The sequence below is a fragment of the Azotobacter chroococcum genome (assembly GCF_002220155.1).
GTDB classification, from domain to species: domain Bacteria; phylum Pseudomonadota; class Gammaproteobacteria; order Pseudomonadales; family Pseudomonadaceae; genus Azotobacter; species Azotobacter chroococcum.
Genome location: NZ_CP011835.1, coordinates 190,001 through 208,924, shown reverse-complemented (window position 1 = coordinate 208,924; position 18,924 = coordinate 190,001). Strand labels below are relative to the sequence as shown.

The 18,924-nt window shown below is 64.5% G+C and carries 17 protein-coding genes and 2 rRNA genes (1 of these 19 running past the window's edge); 10 read left to right on the top strand and 9 right to left on the bottom strand.

The features are described 5' to 3' along the window. Positions 1–10 precede the first annotated feature (10 nt). Positions 11–1,453, top strand: coding sequence for a glucose-6-phosphate dehydrogenase (gene zwf, locus ACG10_RS01000; protein WP_089166781.1), 1,443 nt, complete (start codon positions 11–13; stop codon positions 1,451–1,453). Positions 1,454–1,468: 15 nt separating this feature from the next. Here zwf and yihA read toward each other — a convergent pair whose 3' ends face one another. Further along, on the bottom strand, positions 1,469–2,119 hold the full coding sequence (yihA, locus tag ACG10_RS00995; protein ID WP_089166780.1) for a ribosome biogenesis GTP-binding protein YihA/YsxC: 651 nt from the start codon (positions 2,117–2,119) through the stop codon (positions 1,469–1,471). 374 nt (positions 2,120–2,493) lie between these two features. Between yihA and ACG10_RS00990 the strand changes: the two genes are divergently transcribed. The 5 genes from ACG10_RS00990 to ACG10_RS00970 all read left to right on the top strand — a co-directional run bounded on the left by ACG10_RS00990 (position 2,494) and on the right by ACG10_RS00970 (position 7,493). Then, the gene (locus ACG10_RS00990; protein ID WP_089166779.1) at positions 2,494–3,126 is read left to right on the top strand and encodes a c-type cytochrome; all 633 of its coding nucleotides are present in this window, start codon (positions 2,494–2,496) and stop codon (positions 3,124–3,126) included. A 150-nt stretch (positions 3,127–3,276) separates the two neighbouring features. Next, entirely contained in the window at positions 3,277–3,921 is a 645-nt protein-coding gene (locus ACG10_RS00985) for a thiol:disulfide interchange protein DsbA/DsbL (protein WP_089166778.1), read from the top strand. Between the two features lie 18 nt (positions 3,922–3,939). Beyond that, positions 3,940–4,800, top strand: coding sequence for an endonuclease/exonuclease/phosphatase family protein (locus ACG10_RS00980; protein ID WP_089166777.1), 861 nt, complete (start codon positions 3,940–3,942; stop codon positions 4,798–4,800). A 135-nt stretch (positions 4,801–4,935) separates the two neighbouring features. Beyond that, positions 4,936–5,712: an N-acetylmuramoyl-L-alanine amidase gene (locus ACG10_RS00975; protein ID WP_089166776.1), complete on the top strand. Its 777-nt coding sequence runs from the start codon at positions 4,936–4,938 to the stop codon at positions 5,710–5,712. Between the two features lie 50 nt (positions 5,713–5,762). Further along, a complete protein-coding gene (locus ACG10_RS00970) occupies positions 5,763–7,493 on the top strand; it encodes an EAL domain-containing protein (protein WP_089166775.1) in 1,731 nt (576 codons plus the stop codon). 16 nt (positions 7,494–7,509) lie between these two features. Here ACG10_RS00970 and ACG10_RS00965 read toward each other — a convergent pair whose 3' ends face one another. After that, positions 7,510–8,064, bottom strand: a complete 555-nt coding sequence (locus ACG10_RS00965) for a Tll0287-like domain-containing protein (protein ID WP_198318992.1) — start codon at positions 8,062–8,064, stop codon at positions 7,510–7,512. Between the two features lie 153 nt (positions 8,065–8,217). Here ACG10_RS00965 and ACG10_RS00960 point away from each other — a divergent pair, with 153 nt between their 5' ends. The 4 genes from ACG10_RS00960 (at position 8,218) to ACG10_RS00945 (ending at position 10,226) form a co-directional block, all read left to right on the top strand. Further along, positions 8,218–8,652 (top strand): YeeE/YedE family protein, encoded by a 435-nt coding sequence (locus ACG10_RS00960; RefSeq protein ID WP_089166773.1) that lies wholly within the window; start codon positions 8,218–8,220, stop codon positions 8,650–8,652. 2 nt (positions 8,653–8,654) lie between these two features. Continuing rightward, positions 8,655–9,074 (top strand): YeeE/YedE family protein, encoded by a 420-nt coding sequence (locus tag ACG10_RS00955; RefSeq protein ID WP_089166772.1) that lies wholly within the window; start codon positions 8,655–8,657, stop codon positions 9,072–9,074. A gap of 20 nt (positions 9,075–9,094) precedes the next feature. Then, on the top strand, positions 9,095–9,286 hold the full coding sequence (locus tag ACG10_RS00950; protein WP_039800940.1) for a YgaP family membrane protein: 192 nt from the start codon (positions 9,095–9,097) through the stop codon (positions 9,284–9,286). 76 nt (positions 9,287–9,362) lie between these two features. Then, a complete protein-coding gene (locus tag ACG10_RS00945; protein ID WP_089166771.1) occupies positions 9,363–10,226 on the top strand; it encodes an MBL fold metallo-hydrolase in 864 nt (287 codons plus the stop codon). 167 nt (positions 10,227–10,393) lie between these two features. On the opposite strand, the gene ACG10_RS00940 is transcribed toward ACG10_RS00945, so the two are convergent. The 7 genes from ACG10_RS00940 to ACG10_RS00910 form a co-directional block, all read right to left on the bottom strand. Continuing rightward, positions 10,394–10,924 (bottom strand): acyloxyacyl hydrolase, encoded by a 531-nt coding sequence (locus ACG10_RS00940; protein WP_039800935.1) that lies wholly within the window; start codon positions 10,922–10,924, stop codon positions 10,394–10,396. 222 nt (positions 10,925–11,146) lie between these two features. After that, positions 11,147–11,347 carry a hypothetical protein gene (locus ACG10_RS00935; RefSeq protein WP_039800933.1) on the bottom strand — a complete coding sequence of 67 codons (201 nt, stop codon included), beginning with the start codon at positions 11,345–11,347 and terminating at the stop codon, positions 11,147–11,149. A 351-nt stretch (positions 11,348–11,698) separates the two neighbouring features. Continuing rightward, entirely contained in the window at positions 11,699–12,001 is a 303-nt protein-coding gene (locus tag ACG10_RS00930; RefSeq protein WP_198318991.1) for an I78 family peptidase inhibitor, read from the bottom strand. Between the two features lie 106 nt (positions 12,002–12,107). Continuing rightward, a complete protein-coding gene (locus tag ACG10_RS00925; protein ID WP_089166770.1) occupies positions 12,108–15,242 on the bottom strand; it encodes an efflux RND transporter permease subunit in 3,135 nt (1,044 codons plus the stop codon). A 24-nt stretch (positions 15,243–15,266) separates the two neighbouring features. Next, positions 15,267–16,403 carry an efflux RND transporter periplasmic adaptor subunit gene (locus ACG10_RS00920; protein WP_089166769.1) on the bottom strand — a complete coding sequence of 379 codons (1,137 nt, stop codon included), beginning with the start codon at positions 16,401–16,403 and terminating at the stop codon, positions 15,267–15,269. Positions 16,404–16,666: 263 nt separating this feature from the next. Continuing rightward, a 5S ribosomal RNA gene (rrf, locus tag ACG10_RS00915) occupies positions 16,667–16,782 on the bottom strand. Between the two features lie 159 nt (positions 16,783–16,941). After that, positions 16,942–18,924: ribosomal RNA gene (locus tag ACG10_RS00910) — 23S ribosomal RNA — on the bottom strand (it continues 909 nt past the right edge of the window).

Here is an 18,924-nt window from a genome sequence, read left to right as displayed (position 1 = left end):
GGAGGCTGCTGTGACCCTTCCCTGCGACATGCTGGTTTTCGGCGGCACCGGCGACCTGGCGCTGCACAAGCTGCTGCCGGCGCTCTACCACCTGCACCGCGACCGGCGCCTGCCGGCAGACATGAGCATCCTCGCCCTGGCGCGCAAGCCGCTGGGCCGCGATGCCTATCGCGCCCTGGCCGAACGCCATTGCCGGGCCCATGTGCCGCGGGCGAATTTCGACACCGCCACCTGGCAGGGCTTCGCCGAACGGATCGACTATTTCGCCATGGACGCCAGCCAGAGCGCCGCCTACGGTCGCCTGGCCCGGCACCTGGGCGACAGCTGCCAGCGCGGGCGCATCTACTACCTCGCCACCGCTCCCAGCCTGTTCGAGGACATCGCCGCGCACCTGGCCAACGCCGGCCTGGCCGGCAACGACACGCGCATCGTACTGGAAAAGCCCATCGGCCATTCGCTGGAGTCGGCGCTGGCGATCAACCAGGCCATCGGCCGGGTGTTCCAGGAGTCCCAGGTCTTCCGCATCGACCACTACCTGGGCAAGGAAACCGTGCAGAACCTGATGGCGCTGCGCTTCGCCAACGCCCTGTTCGAGCCGGTCTGGCGTGCCGGCCACATCGAGCACGTGCAGATCAGCGTCTGCGAAACCCTCGGCGTGGAAAACCGCGGCAACTATTACGACCAGGCTGGGGCGATGCGCGACATGCTGCAGAACCACCTGCTGCAGCTGCTCTGCCTGGTCGCCATGGAGGCGCCGGTGCGCTTCGACGCCGAGGCGGTGCGCAACGAGAAGGTGAAGATCCTCGAGGCGCTGAAACCCATTGTCGGTTTCGACGTGAAGGACCGCACGGTGCGCGGCCAGTACGCCGCCGGGAAGATCGGCGGGCAGGAGGTGCCGGCCTACTATTTCGAGAAGAATGTCGACAACGACAGCGACACCGAAACCTTCGTCGCGGTGCATGCCGAGATCGACAACTGGCGCTGGGCCGGCGTGCCCTTCTACCTGCGCACCGGCAAGCGCCTGGCGAAGAAGAGCTCGGAGATCGTCATCCAGTTCAAGCCGGTACCGCACCGGCTGTTCCAGGACGGCCAGGCCAACCGCCTGCTGATCCGCCTGCAGCCGGAGGAGTCGATCAGCCTGCAGCTGATGGCCAAGAGCCCGGGCAAGGGCATGCACCTGGCGCCGGTCGAACTGGATCTCAACCTGGCCCATGCCTTCCGCCAGAAACGCCGCTGGGACGCCTACGAGCGCCTGCTGCTGGACGTGGTCGAGGGTGACTCCACGCTGTTCATGCGCCGCGACGAGGTGGAGGCCGCCTGGCGCTGGGTCGACCCGATCATCGGCGGCTGGCACGCCTACTACCAGCGGCCGCGCCCCTACCCCGCCGGCTCCTGGGGGCCGGAGCAGGCGCACAGCCTGCTCGAACAGCAGGGCCACGCCTGGCACGGATGAAGGAGTCTGTCGGGCTCAGGCCCCGGCATCCGCCTCGCCCTCATCCTCGTCGACCAGCCCCAGCCAGTGCGCCAGCACGCCGTGGGCTTCCTCGATCCCCTGGCGCTTGGGTGCCGAGAACAGCTGGATACTCACGCCTTCGCCCCAGCCCTGCCGGATGTCCTGCCGGACCTTGAGCAGGGCGTTCTTCGCCGCGCCGAAGGCCAGCTTGTCGGCCTTGGTCAGCAGGATGTGCATGGGCATGCCACTGGCGCCGGCCCAGTCGAGCATCATCCGGTCGAAGTCGGTCAGCGGGTGGCGGATGTCCATCAGCAGGACCACCCCGGCCAGGCTGCGGCGGCTGCCCAGGTAGGCCTCCAGGTGGTGCTGCCAGTGCTGCTTGAGGGGGATCGGCACCTTGGCATAGCCATAGCCGGGCAGGTCGACCAGGCGGCGCTCGTCGTCGAGGCGGAAGAAGTTCAGCAACTGGGTGCGCCCCGGCGTCTTCGAGGTGCGCGCGAGACTGGCGTGGGTCAGGGTGTTCAGCGCACTGGACTTGCCGGCATTGGAGCGCCCGGCGAAGGCGACCTCGCGGCCGTCGTCGGCGGGACACTGGTCGACCCGGGCGGCGCTGAGCATGAAGGCAGCCTGCTGGCACAGGCCGAGAATGGGATTCTTGAAGGACATCGGGGGAGTTCCGCTGGGCTGGCGCACACAGGCTGCGGCGCCATGTCGTTTCCGTTTCGGAGTCATGAGTATATAATGCCGCGGATTTTGTGTGCGCTTTGCCCCTGTCCCTGGGTAAGTGTTCACGGGAACGGTTTAAGACTGACCGTACGTTGACCGCACGGTGCTTGTTCCCTGCGGAAGGCCTGCTCAGAAGCCTGTTGCCCGCCGCGGTCGTGATGCTGCCCCTTGACTGCCAGCTGCCTAGTCGACTCTGGCCCTGCAGGCGCGCATGGATGCATGGACAGCCACGCCGAAGCCGCCGGGAACTTCCCTGAAGCCGGACTCATCGGCCGACAACAACACTTTTCTTGAGCCGTGATTTGGATTAGCTGATGAACAAAGCACTCGTGACTCTGCTGTTAACCCTGGGAATCTCCGGCCTCGCCCATGCCGCGGGCGACGCTGCAGCCGGCCAGGGCAAGGCAGCCATATGCGGCGCCTGCCACGGCCCGGACGGCAACAGCCCGGCACCGAACTTCCCGAAACTGGCCGGCCAGGGCGAGCGCTATCTGCTCAAGCAGATGCAGGACATCAAGGCCGGCTCGAAGCCGGGCGCTGCCGAGGGCAGCGGCCGCAAGGTGCTGGAAATGACCGGCATGCTCGACAACCTCAGCGACCAGGACCTGGCCGACATCGCTGCCTACTTCGCCGCGCAGAAGATGAGCGTCGGCGCCGCCGATCCGCAACTGGTCGAGGCCGGCGAGGCCCTCTACCGCGGCGGCAAGCTGGCCGACGGCATGCCGGCCTGCACCGGCTGCCATTCGCCCAACGGCGAGGGCAACGATCCGGCCGCCTACCCGAAACTGGGCGGCCAGCACGCGCAGTACGTGTCCAAGCAGCTCACCGACTTCCGCGAAGGCGCGCGCACCAACGACGGCGACAGCATGATCATGCGCACCATTGCCGCCAAACTGAGCAACAAGGACATCGCCGCGATCTCCAGCTACATCCAGGGCCTGCACTGAGTACGGCTCAGCGGCGTTGAAAAAAGGGCGGCAGATGGCCGCCCTTTTTCATTGGTCCTCCCCTTACAATAGGTCCATCCGCTTCGCCCCTCCGGAGCGAACACCGGCTCGTACCGGGAGCCCCACCAGCAATGCAAGGAGTCGTAACGCATGCGTAAACTGATTCTTGGCGCCGTTCTCGCCAGTGCCAGCCTGTTCGCCCTGACTGCCCAGGCGGAATCGCTCGCGCCCGCCGACATCAAGGCCGGCAAGCAGTATGTCGAGCTGCCCACCCACGTACCGGTGGCGCAGCCGGGCAAGATCGAGGTCGTGGAGCTGTTCTGGTATGGCTGCCCGCATTGCTACCAGTTCGAGCCGAGCATCAACGCCTGGGCCAGCAAGCTGCCGGAAGACGTGAGTTTCCGGCGCGTTCCGGCCCTGTTCGGCGGCTTGTGGAACGTCCATGGCCAGCTGTTCATCACCCTGGAATCGATGAACGTCGAGCCGAAGGTCCACGCCGCGATCTTCGAGGCCATCCACAAGGACGGCAAGAAACTGGCGACGCCCGAGGAAATGGCCGAGTTCCTCGCCGCCCAGGGTGTCGACAAGGATGCCTTCCTCAAGGCCTACGGCTCCTTCAACGTGAAGGCCCAGATGGAGAAGGCGAAGAAGCTGGCGATCGCCTATCAGATCTCCGGCGTTCCGGTGATGATCGTCAACGGCAAGTACCGCTTCGACCTGGGCAGCGCCGGCGGCCCGCAGAACACCCTGCAGGTAGCCGACTACCTGATCGACCAGGAACGCACCGCCCAGTGACGACGGGCAGGAGGAGCCATGCTGCGTCGACGCACGGTTGAACGCCTGGCCGCGGCACGCCAGCCGCGGACCAACCCGCACTGCCGCGACGCGAGCGGACTGCCCTGCGACGGCCGGCTGCGCCTGCTGAGCTTCAACATCCAGGTCGGCATCCGCACCGAGAGTTACCGACACTACCTGACCCGCAGCTGGCAGCACCTGCTGCCGCATGCCGGGCGCGCGGTGAACCTGCAGCGGATCGGCGACCTGCTCGCCGATTTCGACCTGGTGGCCCTGCAGGAAGTCGATGGCGGCAGTCTGCGCTCCGACTATGTCAACCAGGTGGAGCACCTCGCCCAGCTCGGCAACTTCCCCTACTGGTACCAGCAGCTCAACCGCAACCTCGGCCCGCTGGCCCAGCACAGCAACGGCCTGCTCAGCCGCCTGCAGCCCACCGAGCTGGAGGATCACCCGCTGCCCGGTCCACCGGGACGCGGCGCGATACTCCTGCGCTTCGGCGCGGGACGCGAGGCCCTGGCGGTGGTGATGATGCATCTGGCCCTCGGCGCGCGGACCCGCACCCGCCAGCTCGCCTACATCCGCGAACTGGTCGGCGACTACCGCCATCTGGTACTGATGGGCGACATGAACACCCATGCCCGCGAACTGCTGGAGCATTCGCCGCTGCGCGACCTCGGCCTGCTCGCCCCGCAGATTGAGGCCACCTTTCCCAGCTGGCGTCCGCAGCGCTGCATCGACCACATCCTGCTCAGCCCCGGCCTGGCCCTGGAGCGCGTGCAGGTACTGCGCCAGTCGATCTCCGACCACCTGCCGGTGGCGGTGGAGGTCCGCCTGCCCGAACACCTCGGGCGCAACACCCTGCCACAGCCCCGCCCCTGAACGGGAACAGACTGCCGGCCGAACGCACCGACAAACGCAGTGGATCGCCACGTCTTTGCGATACTTCACTGGTGCGCACGGTCGATCTGCCCGAACCTGCCGTCCCCCGAACCTTGTCGGACACACCCGAACCTCATGAGACCTCTCGCCCTCGCCCTGATCCTCGCCCTGCTGGCCGGCTGCGCCGCCGGACCGCGGATCGACACCCGCTACAGCTCGCGCAGCCAGGACAGCCGCGTCCAGTACATCATCCTGCACTACACCTCGGAGGACTTGCCGGGCTCGCTGCGCCAGCTCATCCAGGGTGAAGTCAGCAGCCACTATCTGATCGACGCCAAGCCCGCGACCATCTACCGTTTGGTTGAAGAAGACCGTCGCGCCTGGCATGCCGGAGACAGCCAGTGGCGCGGCAGGACCTGGCTGAACGCCAGCAGCATCGGCATCGAACTGGTCAATCCCGGCTATCTGGACACCCCCAACGGGCGCCTCTGGTACCCCTATCCGCCGGAACAGATCGACGCGCTGATCGTCCTGCTCAAGGACATCGTCAAGCGCCACGGGCTGGGACCGGAGGCGATCATCGGCCACAGCGACATCGCCCCGCTGCGCAAGGTCGATCCGGGCCCGCTGTTTCCCTGGAGGCGCCTGGCCGAGGCCGGGCTGCTCGTCTGGCCGGATGCGCGCCGGGTGGCCGAGCTGCAGAAACGCTATGTCGCTCGCCTGCCGGATGTCGCCTGGTTCCAGGACCAGCTGATCCGGCATGGCTATGCCCTGGAACGACACGGCGTGCTCGACGTCGAAACACGGCGGGTCATCGCTGCCTTCCAGATGAAATACCGGCCGGCCCGCTTCGACGGCGAGCCGGACGCCGAAACCGCCGCCCTGCTGGCCGCCCTGAACGAAACGGGGTAAGGAAGACACTCGGCCGGCGTCAGACCTGAAAGGATCTCGGGAACGCTGACATGCCACACGCCCTGCTGCAACTGTGCCGATCCCTTTACCGGCCCTGGCCGATGGCCCTGCTTATGGCCCTGGCCGGTGCCTTCCTGCTGGCGTTCCTCGGCCTGGGGCTAGCGCTCTCCCAGGCGCAGGAGGCGCAGCGCGAAGACCTGGAAAACCGCGGCGAACGCCTCCTGCTGCGCCTCGAGCAGATTCTCGGGCAGTTGCGCCAGGGGCTCGCCGGCCTGGAGCTGCAGCCCCTGCGCCACTGCGATCCGGCCCTGGTGGAAAACCTGCGGCAGGTCAGCTTCGAGCACCGCTTCATCCACGAGGCCAGCTTCGCTGCCGACGGGCAGCTCTGCTCCAGCCGGCCGCGTCATGCCCCTGCGGAGCCGGCGCGACCGGCGGACTTCCACAGCCGGGGTCTGGACTACTGGCTGACCGCCACGCACACCGCCGACGAAGATCCAGCGCCCCTGATGGTCGCCCAGGCCTCCTTCCGGGTGTCCAGCTTCCGCGGCCACCTGCTCGATGCACTCGATCCGTCGGACGGCCTCGGCGTCTACCTGATCCCTCGCGGCAGTACCCAGGCCCTGCCGATCCTCGCCGCGACGCCGCCCCTGACGCTACTGCCCGGCGCGGCGGACAGCGCCGCGCTGCAGCTGCTCGACGGGCAGCCGTTCTACGCGCTGCCGGGCGGCAACCCGGAATATCGGCTGGCCCTGCTGGCCCCGCGTGCCCAGTTGCTCGAGCGCATCCGCGAATACTGGGAACGCCTGCTGCCGGCCAGCCTGCTGCTGGCCCTGCTGGGTGGCGGCGCGACCTTCTGGTTGGTACGCCGGCGCCTGTCGCTCCACGGGGCGCTGCAGGGCGCGCTGCGGCGTCAGGAGCTGCAGGTCCATTACCAGCCGATCTTCCACCTCGCCAGCCGCCGCTGCATCGGTGCCGAAGCCCTGATGCGCTGGCAGCGCCCGGACGGCAGCCTGACCAGTCCCGAGCTGTTCATCCCGCTGGCCGAGTCGACCGGGCAGATCCGCGCCATCACCGACTTTCTCCTCCGGGAAGTGCTGGAACAGCTCGGCGACCTGCTGCGCAACCATCCCGAGCTGTACATCTCGATCAACCTGTCCGCCTGCGACGTCAGCGCGCCGCGGATCGGCCCGCTGACCGAGCGCCTGCTCGCCAGGCACGGGGTCAGGCCCGAACAGATCGCCTTCGAGGTGACCGAACGCGGACTGATCGACCTGCAGGCGGCCAGCCGGAACCTGGCCGAGCTGCGTGCCCGCGGCCACCGGGTGCTGATCGACGACTTCGGCACCGGCTATTCCAGCCTGGCCTACCTGCAGACGCTGCCAGTGGACTGCCTGAAGATCGACAAGGCATTCGTCGACGCCCTCGGTGCCGATGCCGCCAGCAGCGGCGTCGCGCCCCACATCGTGCGGATGGCCCGGGCACTGCGCCTCAAGGTGATCGCCGAGGGCATCGAGCGCGAGGATCAGGCGCGCCTGCTCGACAACGAGGGCGCCGACTACGGCCAGGGCTGGCTGTTCGCCGGCCCGCTGAGCGCGCACGCCTTTCGCGCACTGATCGGCGAGGCCCTGCCCGGCGCCCCGGCAGAATCCTTTCCACCCCGTCGGCGGCAGCCGGCCCCGGGCGGGAGCGGCACGGCAGGCGCCGCACCCGCCCCGAGGCCACGTTCGGAAGAGCCGGCTCGCGCTCCAGGCGGCTGGCATCCCGCCCCCGGCAGGCGCTGATGCGGCGTCTCGCCGCTCAGGGCGCCATCCCGTCGAGGGGGCGGCGCAGGGTGAAGGCGCCGCGCAGCTCGCCGAGGGCGAAGCCGCGCGCCTGGTCCTGCGGGTAACGCGCGTCCAGGGTGGCGAGCAGGGCCTTGTCGATGTTCTTGCCATGACAGGCCAGGCAGGGTTCGCCCGTGGGGATGGCCTGCATGTAGCGATATTCGCCGTCGACCACTTCGCCATGGCTCAGCCCGGCGACCGGCTGTCCCGCCGCGGCGGCCGCCGCGAAGCGCTCCAGCACCTGGCGCTCCCAGGCATCCGGGCGGTTGGCCGGATTGCGCACCTTGAGCGCGGTGCGTCCGACACGCCAGGGTTCCCGACTATGCTGTTCGGCGATGGTCGGCGCCAGACTCTGGCAGGCCTGCACCGCGCTCTGCGGCCCACCATCGGCCAGTGCCTGCCTGACGGTGTCCTGCAGCGCCTGGGCGAAGGGCGGTATCAGGGCGCGCGCCTCGGCCTCGAGCCCTTGCGGCTCGGCGAGCGACAGTCCGCTGGCGAGCAGCAGGGTCAGAGTAACTGGAAAACGCATGGCCACCTCCACATTGTGCTGGCAGGGAGCCTTGAAGGATAAACGACGGATTGGCCCGGCTCCCGAAGACCCTTCCGTCCATGCTTGAAAACAGTTTATTAATAAATATATTATCTGTCAGCATAATCAAACGACTCGCGGAGGAACGCCGGGATGGTCATCGACTGGGCGCACTTCACCCCTTGGACAGCATTGGCCGGCGGCGCGCTGATTGGCCTCGCGGCCAGCCTGTTCGTGGTGCTGAACGGGCGTATCGCCGGCATCAGCGGCCTGCTCGGCAGCCTGCTGCAGTGCGGCACCGACGGCCGCGACGAGAAGGCACTGTTTCTGCTCGGGCTGCTGGCGGCGCCGCTGCTCTGGAGCCTGTTCGGCGCACTGCCGGAGATCGAGTTCCAGACCGGCTGGCCCGGTCTGGCGATCGCCGGGCTGCTGGTCGGCCTCGGCACCCGCTATGGCTCCGGCTGCACCAGCGGGCATGGCGTCTGCGGGATCTCCCGCCTGTCGCCGCGCTCCCTGGTCGCCACCCTGGCCTTCATGGCCAGCGGTTTCGCCACGGTCTTCGTCCTGCGTTACCTGTGGGGAGGCTGAACATGCGCAGACTGACTGCACTGCTCGCCGGACTGATCTTCGGCCTCGGCCTGTTGCTGGCCGGCATGAGCAATCCGGCCAAGGTACTCGGCTTTCTCGACCTGGGCGGCGCCTGGGATCCCTCGCTGGCGCTGGTGATGGCCAGCGCCATCGGCGTCGCCCTGCTGCCCTTCACCTGGGCCAGGCGCCAGCAGCGCTCGCTGCTGGATGCGCCCATGCAACTGCCGCAGAAACGCGAACTGGACCGCCGACTGATCGGCGGCAGCCTGCTGTTCGGCATCGGCTGGGGCATCGCCGGCATCTGTCCGGGTCCGGCCCTCACCCTGCTGCTCGGCGGCTACTGGCAGAGCCTGCTCTTCGTTCTCGCCATGCTCGGCGGCATGTGGCTGTTCACCGCGCTGGAACGCCGGCGCACCCCTTGATCGATTGATCGGAGATCACGATGAAACCCAACGTCGGTACCCTCGACCGCGCCCTGCGCATCGCCGTCGGCCTGCTCCTGATCGGCTTGAGCCTGGCCGGCGTGATCGGCCCCTGGGGCTGGATCGGCCTGCTTCCGCTGGCCACCGCTCTCCTCCGCACCTGCCCGGCCTACACTGTGATGGGTATCACTACCTGCAAGAGCGGCAAGTAAGGCCCGCCCCGGGCATTCTGCCACCAGGCTGCATGACGATTTCCAGGATACGGATTCCCTTGCCGAAGGACACCCCATGAACGCCCGTGTAGAAGCCTTCTTCGACCCCGCCACCAGCACCTACAGCTATGTGGTGAGCGATCCGTTCAGCCGCCAGTGCGCCCTGATCGATACCGTGCAGGACTACGAGCCGGCCTCGGGACACACTGACCATGCGTCCGCCGACCGCCTGATCGCCCATGTGCGCACCCAGGAGCTGGAGGTGCGCTGGATTCTGGAAACCCATGTGCATGCCGATCACCTGAGCGCCGCCGCCTATCTCAAGCGGCAGCTCGGCGGCAAGCTGGGCATCGGCGAGCGCATCACCGAAGTCCAGGAAACCTTCGGCACGCTGTTCAACGCCGGCGAGGAGTTTGCCCGCGACGGCAGCCAGTTCGACCATCTGTTCCGCGATGGCGAAGACTTCCAGATCGGCGGCATCCAGGCCCGCGCCCTCCACACCCCCGGACACACCCCGGCCTGCATGACCTACCTGATCGGCGACGCCGCCTTCGTCGGCGACACCCTGTTCATGCCCGACTACGGCACCGCCCGCTGCGATTTCCCCGGCGGGGACGCGCGCACCCTGTACCGCTCGATCCAGCGACTGTATCGGCTGCCGGACGAAACCCGGGTGTTCATGTGCCACGACTACAAGGCGCCAGGACGCACGGAGTTCCTCCACGAAACCTGCATGGGCGAGGAGCGCCGGCACAATGTCCATGCGCACCAAGGCATCGACGAGGAGGTGTTCGTGGCCATGCGCAATGCCAAGGACGCGACCCTCGCCATGCCGGCCCTGATCCTTCCCGCGGTGCAGGTCAACATGCGCGCCGGCGAGCTGCCGCCGGCCGAGGACAACGGCATCCGCTACCTGAGAATTCCGCTGAACGTGCTCTGAAGCCTGCCAGAGCTTGGGGCTTCAAGGAGCAGGCCACCCGAAGTACCCCCGAGCTGGCGCACGAGCCTGCCGGCCCTCGGCAGGGGAAAGCCGGGCAAGGGGGGCCGGAGGCTGGGAGCGGCGGTCTCGAACTCCGCAGGGGCACGGGGCTCGAGCGCCACGCCGGATCAGAAGGCGTGGCTGTAATAGGCCGAGAAGGACTCGATACCGTCGTTGGGCTGCTTGATGCCGGCGTTGGAGTAGTGGATCGCCCGGACACCGATCTTCTGGCCGCCCGCGAACTTGATACCGGCGCCGATGCGGTCCTCGAAGTTGAAGGAGGAACCCAGCTGCTGCTCGCCCACGCGGGTCTTCGAGAAGAAGGCGACACCGACGCCGAGCTCGACGAACGGGGTGACGCCGAAGCCGCTGAACTCGTAGGTGAACACCGGGCTGAACGACAGCGAGTGTGCACCCGAGTAGTTGTCGTTGCCGGAACCGCCTTCCCAGTAGGTATAGCCGGCATCCCAGTAACCCGTCACATGGCCCAGGTCACTCTTCCACCATTGCTTGTCCCAGGGCAGGCCCAGGCTGAGGCGATAGGTCATATCGCTCTGGCTGGTGACACCGATCGCGGCGCCCACCTCGACAGCTTGTGCCGCCCCCGCCGATCCCAGAAGCAGAACGGCTACTGCGGGCAATGACAGATACTTTCGCATCGAAACATCCTCTATTTTGTTAGCAAGTACGATTATGCAGAGCTCTTGGACAGTCCGGGCCAGCCTGGCCGGACAACAGCCTGCCAGGCTGGCGGGCGGGCAGAACGAGTCTTGCAGAAAAGGCACGCGAGCATTGTGCGCGAAGACCACAGCCAATGCAGCGGCGGGAGTTTCGCATGACAATGTCCCAAGCTTGAATACTTATTCTCTCCAGTCAGCTCCTCACGGAGTGGCTAGAGCTTTTTTGTATTTCTGGTATTTATCCGGAGACAGGCTGCTCCGTCCCAGCATGTCCTGGGCGAACGCCTTGATCTCGGCCTCCGAATAGGGCTCACGGTCAATCTGGGGCGGCGATCCACAGCCGCTCAACAGGCACGGAAGCAAGGCAAGCGCCATCCATAACGGAACGACCACCGGAGTCATAGGTTTAACCTGCAAAGGACGTGGTTGGATTTCCGCACCCGGCCGACACGCCACGGCTTCATCCTTATCCAAAGGGGACAGGAAGGGAGCCGGGGCTTCTGCACTGACGCATCGAAGACCGGGAGTATGAAAAGCACAGGGGATTCTAGAAGTCGTCCGGAGGGTAAAAAAACCAGGGATTCCAAAAAGTATCGTTACTTCATCCGCAACAATATATTGATGATTTCCTTACAATTCCCTGAATTCATGTAAGGAATGTCTGCTTTGCGCCAGTCCCTCGCAATGATGAGCGACGCCGCCCCGCCGGCCGGAACCGGACACGGGGCGGGCGCTGACGGGACGGAGTTCCGCTCAGCCGCAGTGGATCTGCCTGATCACCAGGCGCTCGTCGATATCCAGATTCAGGCGCCTGGAATTGTAGTCCAGCGTTACGCTGTCCTGGGGGCTGATGACGCGTGCCGTCTGCGCCCCGGCGCGTTGACGGGCCTCCTCGAGCAGGGCCGGGCTGGCGGTCTGGCCCACCAGGCCTTGCACCAGGCTAGCGTCGCAGCCCCGGCTTGCAGCCGGTACAGGTTCGGACTTGTCGGCGGAACTGCAGCCGGCCAGCAGCAGGACTGCGAAAAGGAGGCTGGGGGGGGCGTGTATTGAGATCATGTCTGCTCCTGGAACAATGCAAGCACGACAACCATATCACCCTTGACGCGGCATCCCGGTTGCCTGCGACGGATGTCACTCATGTCCTGCCGGAATGGCAGGCACCTCAGGAGGACTCTTCGCCGCTGGCGACCGTGCGGCTGCCCTCCTTGAACCAGGAGGACACCAGCACATAGAACAGCGGCACCCAGAAGATCGCCAGCATGGTGGCAGTGAACATGCCGCCGATCACCCCGGTACCTATGGCGTGCTGACTGCCGGCACCGGCGCCGCTGGAGATGGCCAGCGGCACGACGCCAAGGATGAATGCCAAGGAAGTCATGACGATCGGCCGCAGGCGCATGCGGCAGGCCTCGACCGCCGCATCGGACAGGTCCATGCCCTGCGCGTGCAGTTCCTTGGCGAACTCGACGATGAGGATCGCATTCTTCGCAGAGAGGCCGATGGTGGTGAGCAGACCCACCTGGAAGTAGACGTCATTGGACAGTCCGCGCAGGCTGGTGAACCAAAGTGCGCCAATGACCCCCAGCGGAACCACCAGCATCACCGAGAAGGGGATCGACCAGCTCTCGTAGAGGGCCGCCAGGCAGAGGAACACTACCAGCAGCGACAGCGCGTAGAGGGCCGGCGCCTGGGAGCCGGAGAGACGCTCCTCATAGGACAGCCCGGTCCAGGCGTAGCCGATACCCGGCGGCAGCTCCCCGACGATCCGCTCCACTTCGGCCATGGCATCGCCGGAGCTGTAGCCGGGCGCCGGCTCGCCGAGGATCTCCATCGCCGAAACGCCGTTGTAGCGCGCCAGCTTCGGCGGGCCATAGGTCCATTCGCCACTGGCAAAGGCGCTGAACGGCACCATCGCGCCAGCCGCGTTGCGCACGAACCACTTGCCGAGGTCTTCCGGACTCATGCGTGCCTCGGCCTTGCCCTGCAGATAGACCTTCTTCACCCGCCCCCGGTCGATGAAGTCGTTGACGTAGCTGGCACCCCAGGCAATGGAAACGCTGCTGTTGATGTCCGCCAGGGGCACGCCATAGGCCCGGGCCTGCTCGTCGTCGATCAGCAAGCGGTACTGTGGCTCGTCGCGCAGGCCGTTGGCGCGTACCCGGCTGAGCACCGGGCTCTCCGCGGCGCGGGCGAGCAACTGGTCGCGGGCCGCACCCAGCACCTCGTGGCCGGCGCCGGCGCGGTCCTGCAGGAAGACGTTGAAACCGCTGGCATTGCCCAGCTCCATCACCGCCGGCGGGGCGAAGGCGAAGGCCAGGGCGTCGCGGAACATGGCGAAGCGCTGCTGGGCGCGTTGGGCGAGGGCGAACACGCTGTCCTCCTCTCCGGTTCGCTCGGCCCACGGCTTCAGTGCGATGAAGGCCAGGCCAGAGCTTTGTCCTCGGCCGGCGAAGTTGAAGCCGGTGACCGTGAAGACCGAGTTGACCAGATGGCCCTCCTCGATCAGCAGATAGTCGCGCATTTCGTCCACCACCAGCTGGGTACGCTCGGCGCTGGAACCAGAAGGGGTCTGCACCTGGGCATAGAGCACGCCCTGATCCTCGTCGGGCAGGAAGGCGGTCGGTATGCGGGTGAACAGCCAGGCCATGAGGGCGACTATAGCCAAGTAGAGCAGTAGATAGGGCAGTTTGCGCCTGAGCACCAGCCTGACCCCCTGCTCGTAGCCCTGCACACTGCGCTCGAAGGTACGGTTGAACCAGCCGAAGAAGCCACGCTGCTGGTGATGCTCGCCCCTGGCGACAGGCTTGAGCAGGGTCGCGCAGAGCGCCGGGGTGAAGATCAGCGCGACCAGCACCGACAGCGCCATGGCGGCGACGATGGTGATGGAGAACTGCCGGTAGATCACCCCGGTCGAACCTCCGAAGAAGGCCATGGGCACGAACACCGCGGACAGTACCAGGGCGATACCGACCAGGGCTCCCTGGATCTGCCCCATCGACTTGCGTGTGGCCTCCCGTGGCGGCAGGCCATCCTCGACCATGACCCGCTCGACGTTCTCCACCACCACGATGGCATCGTCGACCAGCAGACCGATGGCCAGCACCATGGCGAACATGGTCAGGGTATTGATGGTGAAGCCGAATGCAGCGAGCACACCGAAGGTGCCAAGCAGCACCACCGGGACCGCCAGGGTCGGAATCAGCGTGGCGCGGAAGTTCTGCAGGAACAGGTACATCACCAGGAAGACCAGCACGATCGCCTCGCCGAGGGTCTTCACCACTCCCTCGATGGAGGCGGAGATCACCGGCGTGGTGTCGTAGGGGTAGACGACCTTCACCCCCAGAGGAAAGAAGGGCTCCAGTTCGGCGAGGGTATCCCGCACCGCCTGGGCCGTCTCCAGCGCATTGGCGCCGGTGGCGAGCTTGATCGCCATGCCCGCGGCAGGCCGGCCGTTGTAGGTCGAGGTGATGCTGTAGTTCTCGCCACCCAGGGCCACTTCGGCGACATCGCCCAGACGCACCTGCGAGCCGTCGCCGTTGACCTTGAGCAGGATGTCACGAAACTGCTCGGCGGTCTGCAGGCGGGTCTTGCCGATGATAGTGGCACTGAGCTGCTGGCCGGGCACGGCCGGAAGACCGCCGAACTGGCCGGAGGAAATCTGGACGTTCTGGGTCTCGACTGCATTGCGCACATCCACCGGGGACAACTGGAAGTTGTTCAGCCGGGCCGGATCCAGCCAGATGCGCATGGCATATTGCGAGCCGAAAACCTGGAAGTCGCCCACGCCCTTGGCCCGGGAAATCGGGTCCTGGATGTTGGAAACGATGTAGTTGGCCAGATCGTTGCGGTCCATGCTGCCATCCTCGGAGACGAAGCCGACGATCAAGAGAAAGTTTCGCACCGACTTGGTCACTCGGATGCCCTGCTGCTGCACTTCCTGCGGCAGCAGCGGGGTGGCCAGTTGTAGCTTGTTCTGGACCTGCACCTGGGCAATGTCCGGGTCGGCACCGGGCTCGAAGGTGACGGTGATGGTCATGCTGCCATCGGAGTTGCTGTCCGAGGTGATATAGCGGAGGTTGTCGATGCCATTGAGCTGCTGCTCGATCACCTGCACCACGGTATCCTGGACAGTCTGCGCCGAAGCGCCCGGATAAATCACGGAAATGCCCACTGCGGGTGGGGCGATGTTGGGATACTGATTGATCGGCAGAGCAAGGATGGACAGGCCGCCAGCCAGCATGATCACCAGGGCAATCACCCAGGCGAAGATGGGCCGATCGATAAAGAATCTGGACATCGTGCTATCCGTTGCGCGAGCCTTCTAACCCGAAGGCAGCGGGGTCGCCTGGGTGTCTTGCCCGACATTGCTCGCCGGCACCGCCTTGACCTCGATACCCGGCCGAATGAACTGTAGACCCTCGGTGATCAGGCGGTCGCCCGGGATGAGTCCCTCGTCCACCAGCCAGCGGTTGCCAACGGCGCGCTCGACCCTGAGCGTCCGCAGCTCGACCTTGTTCTGCGCATTTACCAGCATGGCCGTGGCCTCGCCCCTGGTATTGCGGCTCACGCCTTGCTGGGGTGCGAGAATCGCCCCGCTCTTTAGTCCGCCGAATAGACGGGCATGGACGAACATGCCCGGCAGCAGCTCCCGGTCGGGATTGGGAAACACGGCGCGCAGGGTTACCGAGCCGGTGCTCTCGTCGACAGCGACCTCGGAGAACTCCAGCCGTCCCTCCTGGCCATATTCGCTGCCGTCCTCCAGTATCAGAGTCACTTTAGCCGTGTTATCTCCCACCCTCTCCAGACGACCACTGGCTAGATCGCGGCGTAGCGCGATCAGCTCACGCGCCGGCTGAATGACATCGACATAGATGGGGTCGAATTGGTGAATGGTCGCCATGACCTGAGCCTGGCCATTGCTGACCAGCGCTCCTTCGGTCACGGCAGAGCGACCGATTCGTCCGGAAATAGGTGCCAATACCTTGGTGTAGCGCAGGTCGATTCGAGCCTTTTCCAGGCTGGCCTCCGCCTGCAGGCTGGCTGCCTGCGCCTCGTCATAGGCCTGCTGGCTCACAGCCCGGCTCTTGACCAGTACGGCATAACGCTCCGCCAACGACCTGCTAGAGGCCAAGCCGGCCTCCGCCTCCTTGAGTGTCGCCTCATATATTGCCGCATCTATCTGATACAGCTGCTGTCCAGCCTTGACCTCGCTTCCTTCACTGAACAGACGTTTCTGAATGATGCCATCGACTTGGGGGCGTACCTCCGCAATCCGATAGGCAGCAGTACGCCCCGGCAGCTCATGGGTCAGTACATAGGGCTGCGACTCGAGAGTGACGACGCCAACTTGAGGTGTCTGACGCGGTGGTGGTGGCAACTCCTGCTTACAGCCATTCAGCACAATCGTAGCCAGAGCGATGATGGCTACTGCAGTAACAAGGGCTCGCGTCTTTGGCATCTGCAGAACCTCGTTTATGGGGATTCTGGCTGGTCCAGCTGTATTACAAGCGTAGATGTCGCATGCATAAGTGGATGAGCCCCCACATACGACACCGTTTCCTCAAGCGCCTGCCGGCAGCGAAAAGCGTCGAAGACGACGAAGGGCTGCTGCCGTGGAACTGCACTCCGACGGCGCCACTATGAAAAACGTCAGGCGATGCCCGAAGGCGGGCCAAATAGAAAACCCCCGAGCCATGGCTGGCTCGGGGGTTTGCAATAGGCGCTTGACGATGACCTACTCTCGCATGGGGAAACCCCACACTACCATCGGCGATGCGTCGTTTCACTGCTGAGTTCGGGATGGGATCAGGTGGTTCCAACGCTCTATGGTCGTCAAGCAATTCGGTTGGGATGTCGCGTTGCGGCGCCATCCCGAATCGGGCATGTGATGTCTGTGTCTCGGTGGCTTTGCGGTTCAGCCGGATTTTCGGTTTAGTCGGCTTCGACCTCACCCGCTGTGCCGATCCTTCCGGTCGGCCAGATTGTTTGGGTGTTATATGGTCAAGCCTCACGGGCAATTAGTATGGGTTAGCTCAACGCCTCACAACGCTTACACACCCCACCTATCAACGTCGTAGTCTTCGACGGCCCTTCAGGGAGCTCGAGGCTCCAGTGAGATCTCATCTTGAGGCAAGTTTCCCGCTTAGATGCTTTCAGCGGTTATCTTTTCCGAACATAGCTACCCGGCAGTGCCACTGGCGTGACAACCGGAACACCAGAGGTTCGTCCAACCCGGTCCTCTCGTACTAAGGTCAGCCCCTCTCAAATCTCAAACGTCCACGGCAGATAGGGACCGAACTGTCTCACGACGTTCTAAACCCAGCTCGCGTACCACTTTAAATGGCGAACAGCCATACCCTTGGGACCGGCTTCAGCCCCAGGATGTGATGAGCCGACATCGAGGTGCCAAACACCGCCGTCGATATGAACTCTTGGGCGGTATCAGCCTGTTATCCCCGGAGTACCTTTTATCCGTTGAGCGATGGCCCTTCCATACAGAACCACCGGATCACTAAGACCTACTTTCGTACCTGCTCGACGTGTCTGTCTCGCAGTCAAGCGCGCTTTTGCCTTTATACTCTGCGACCGATTTCCGACCGGTCTGAGCGCACCTTCGTACTCCTCCGTTACTCTTTGGGAGGAGACCGCCCCAGTCAAACTGCCCACCATACACTGTCCTCGATCCGGATGACGGACCAGAGTTAGAACCTCAAGCATGCCAGGGTGGTATTTCAAGGATGGCTCCATGGGAACTGGCGTCCCCACTTCAAAGCCTCCCACCTATCCTACACAAGCAGGCTCAAAGTCCAGTGCAAAGCTACAGTAAAGGTTCACGGGGTCTTTCCGTCTAGCCGCGGATACACTGCATCTTCACAGCGATTTCAATTTCACTGAGTCTCGGGTGGAGACAGCGCCGCCATCGTTACGCCATTCGTGCAGGTCGGAACTTACCCGACAAGGAATTTCGCTACCTTAGGACCGTTATAGTTACGGCCGCCGTTTACCGGGGCTTCGATCAAGAGCTTCGCTTGCGCTAACCCCATCAATTAACCTTCCGGCACCGGGCAGGCGTCACACCCTATACGTCCACTTTCGTGTTTGCAGAGTGCTGTGTTTTTAATAAACAGTCGCAGCGGCCTGGTATCTTCGACCGGCATGGGCTTATGGAGTAAATCCTTCACCCTCACCGGCGCACCTTCTCCCGAAGTTACGGTGCCATTTTGCCTAGTTCCTTCACCCGAGTTCTCTCAAGCGCCTTGGTATTCTCTACCCAACCACCTGTGTCGGTTTGGGGTACGGTTCCTGATTACCTGAAGCTTAGAGGCTTTTCCTGGAAGCAGGGCATCAACCACTTCGCCTTCGTAAAAGAAGGCTCGTCATCAGCTCTCGGCCTTGAACACCCGGATTTGCCTAAGTGTTCGGCCTACCACCTTAAACTTGGACAACCAACGCCAAGCTGGCCTAGCCTTCTCCGTCCCCCCATCGCAGTAACCAGAAGTACGGGAATATTAACCCGTTTCCCATCGACTACGCTCTTCAGCCTCGCCTTAGGGACCGACTCACCCTGCGTCGATTAACGTTGCGCAGGAACCCTTGGTCTTTCGGCGTGGGTGTTTTTCACACCCATTGTCGTTACTCATGTCAGCATTCGCACTTCTGATACCTCCAGCAAGCCTCTCGACTCACCTTCACAGGCTTACAGAACGCTCCTCTACCGCTCATCCGAAGATGAACCCGTAGCTTCGGTGCCTGGTTTGAGCCCCGTTACATCTTCCGCGCAGGCCGACTCGACTAGTGAGCTATTACGCTTTCTTTAAAGGGTGGCTGCTTCTAAGCCAACCTCCTAGCTGTCTAAGCCTTCCCACATCGTTTCCCACTTAACCAGGACTTTGGGACCTTAGCTGACGGTCTGGGTTGTTTCCCTTTTCACGACGGACGTTAGCACCCGCCGTGTGTCTCCCGTGCTGACACTTGCCGGT

Bases quoted from the DNA above. Each gene is read 5' to 3' on its own strand.
- yihA (WP_089166780.1), bottom strand. From the start codon at position 2,119: ATGTCCTTCAAGAATCCCATTCTCGGCCTGTGCCAGCAGGCTGCCTTC.
- ACG10_RS00990 (WP_089166779.1), top strand. From the start codon at position 2,494: ATGAACAAAGCACTCGTGACTCTGCTGTTAACCCTGGGAATCTCCGGC.
- ACG10_RS00985 (WP_089166778.1), top strand. From the start codon at position 3,277: ATGCGTAAACTGATTCTTGGCGCCGTTCTCGCCAGTGCCAGCCTGTTC.
- ACG10_RS00980 (WP_089166777.1), top strand. From the start codon at position 3,940: ATGCTGCGTCGACGCACGGTTGAACGCCTGGCCGCGGCACGCCAGCCG.
- ACG10_RS00975 (WP_089166776.1), top strand. From the start codon at position 4,936: ATGAGACCTCTCGCCCTCGCCCTGATCCTCGCCCTGCTGGCCGGCTGC.
- ACG10_RS00970 (WP_089166775.1), top strand. From the start codon at position 5,763: ATGCCACACGCCCTGCTGCAACTGTGCCGATCCCTTTACCGGCCCTGG.
- ACG10_RS00965 (WP_198318992.1), bottom strand. From the start codon at position 8,064: ATGCGTTTTCCAGTTACTCTGACCCTGCTGCTCGCCAGCGGACTGTCG.
- ACG10_RS00960 (WP_089166773.1), top strand. From the start codon at position 8,218: ATGGTCATCGACTGGGCGCACTTCACCCCTTGGACAGCATTGGCCGGC.
- ACG10_RS00955 (WP_089166772.1), top strand. From the start codon at position 8,655: ATGCGCAGACTGACTGCACTGCTCGCCGGACTGATCTTCGGCCTCGGC.
- ACG10_RS00950 (WP_039800940.1), top strand. From the start codon at position 9,095: ATGAAACCCAACGTCGGTACCCTCGACCGCGCCCTGCGCATCGCCGTC.
- ACG10_RS00945 (WP_089166771.1), top strand. From the start codon at position 9,363: ATGAACGCCCGTGTAGAAGCCTTCTTCGACCCCGCCACCAGCACCTAC.
- ACG10_RS00940 (WP_039800935.1), bottom strand. From the start codon at position 10,924: ATGCGAAAGTATCTGTCATTGCCCGCAGTAGCCGTTCTGCTTCTGGGA.
- ACG10_RS00935 (WP_039800933.1), bottom strand. From the start codon at position 11,347: ATGACTCCGGTGGTCGTTCCGTTATGGATGGCGCTTGCCTTGCTTCCG.
- ACG10_RS00930 (WP_198318991.1), bottom strand. From the start codon at position 12,001: ATGATCTCAATACACGCCCCCCCCAGCCTCCTTTTCGCAGTCCTGCTG.
- ACG10_RS00925 (WP_089166770.1), bottom strand. From the start codon at position 15,242: ATGTCCAGATTCTTTATCGATCGGCCCATCTTCGCCTGGGTGATTGCC.
- ACG10_RS00920 (WP_089166769.1), bottom strand. From the start codon at position 16,403: ATGCCAAAGACGCGAGCCCTTGTTACTGCAGTAGCCATCATCGCTCTG.